The sequence below is a fragment of the Kitasatospora sp. NPDC127060 genome (genome assembly GCF_042724935.1).
Taxonomy (GTDB): domain Bacteria; phylum Actinomycetota; class Actinomycetes; order Streptomycetales; family Streptomycetaceae; genus Kitasatospora.
Genome location: NZ_JBHXEG010000188.1, coordinates 1 through 1788, shown reverse-complemented (window position 1 = coordinate 1788; position 1788 = coordinate 1). Strand labels below are relative to the sequence as shown.

Sequence of the window (1788 nt, the reverse complement as noted above, 5' to 3'; positions counted from 1 at the left end):
TTCGCCGTAGGTCAGCGTCTCCGGGCCCGCGACCAGCGCGACCGCCTCCGGCGTCGCGGCCGCGCGGGCCTCGAACAGCTCGGGGACCGCGCCGGTCGGCAGCGCGGCGACCGGGCCGTGCCGGCCGGAGAGCAACTGGGCCCGCTCCGCCGGGCCGAGGACCTCGATCGCCCCGATCGGCGCGTCCGGGTCGGTGGCGGCCGCCCGCAGGACCCGGGCCAGGCGCTCGCCCAGGGTGGCGGCGGTGGCGTGGTCGAAGAGGTCGGCGGCGTACTCCACGGCCCCGGTCAGGCCGTTGGCGGCGCCGTCGGCGTCGTGCTGCTCGACGAAGGCGAAGGAGAGGTCGAACTTGGCCAGGTGCTGTTCGAGGACGTACTCCCGGCAGCTGTGGCCGGCGAAGTCGGCGGGGAGGTCCTCGTCGCTGTCCAGGGTCACCATGGTCTGGAACAGCGGGTGACGGGCCGGGAGTCGGGCCGGGTTGAGCTGTTCGACCAGGCGCTCGAAGGGGACGTCCTGGTGGTCGAAGGCGTCCAGGACGGTGCGGCGGACGCGCTCCAGCAGTTCGCGGAAGGTCGGATCGCCCGAGGTGTCGGTGCGCAGCACCACGGTGTTGACGAAGAAGCCGACCAGGTCGTCCAGGGCCTCGTCGGTGCGTCCGGCCACCGCGGTGCCCAGCGGCAGGTCGGTGCCGGCGCCGAGGCGGGTGTAGAGGGTGGCGACGGCGGCCTGCAGCACCATGAACAGGCTGGCGCGCTCCTCGGCCGCCAACCGGGCCAGGGCGGCGTGGAGTTCGGCGTCCAGGCTGAGGACGGCGGAGCCGCCGCGGTGGCTCGGTGCGGACGGTCTCGGCCGGTCGCGGGGGAGGTCCAGCTCCTCCGGGGCCTCGGCCAGGGCGCCCTTCCAGTAGGCGAGTTGGGTGGAGAGCTGGCTCTCCGGGTCGTCCTCGGCGCCGAGCACCTCGCGCTGCCAGAGGGTGTAGTCGGCGTACTGGACGGGCAGCGGCTCCCACTGCGGCGCGGTGTCGGCCAGCCGGGCACGGTAGGCGGCGTCCAGGTCGCGGAAGAGCGGGGGGACGGACCAGGCGTCGCTGGCGATGTGGTGCATCAGCACCAGCAGTACGTGCTCCTGGTCGGAGAGCGAGAACAGGCCGCAGCGGACGGGGAGTTCGGTGGCGAGGTCGAAGACGTGCCGCATCGCCGCGTCCAGCCGGACGGACAGCTCGGCCTCGTCGGCCACCGGCTCCGCCACCACCGCGGCGGACCGGACGGCGGGGCTGTCCGGTTCGGCGATCGACTGCTGCGGCCGGCCGTCGGTGGCCGGGAAGGTGGTGCGCAGCACCTCGTGCCGGGTGAGCACGTCCCGCAGGGCGAGGGTGAGCGCGGCGGTGTCGATCGCGCCGGTCAGCCGGACGGCGAACGGGGTGTTGTAGAGCGCGCTCGGGCCCTCGAGCTGTTCGATGAACCACAGCCGCTGCTGCGCGAACGACAACGGGATCACGGTGTGCCTCCGGCGGGTGACGTGCTGAGTTGGGGACGTGACGGTCGGGCCACCGGGGACGGTCGGTGGCGCGCGTGACCTACGAGGCGCTGCCGGGCCGGCGCATCGGCCGGAGGGCGGGGCGGGCCTTGCGGGCCGCGGGCAGCGCGGTGGAGAGTTCGCCGACCGTGGGGTGGTCGAAGAGGGTGCGGATCGACAGTTCGACGCCGAGGGCGGTGCGGATCCGGCTGACCAGTTTGGTGGCGAGCAGGGAGTGGCCGCCGAGGTCGAAGAAGCCGTCGTCGATGCTGA

Annotated in this window: 2 protein-coding genes; both read right to left on the bottom strand. The window is 74.0% G+C overall.

Annotated features, from left to right (window positions below):
* Positions 1-1497 (bottom strand): condensation domain-containing protein (locus ACFWIS_RS40615; RefSeq protein ID WP_380524396.1); only part of this gene is annotated, 1497 nt, incomplete at its 3' end.
* A gap of 79 nt (positions 1498-1576) precedes the next feature.
* Positions 1577-1788: phosphopantetheine-binding protein (locus ACFWIS_RS40610; protein ID WP_380464132.1), on the bottom strand; the 212-nt coding region annotated here is incomplete at its 5' end.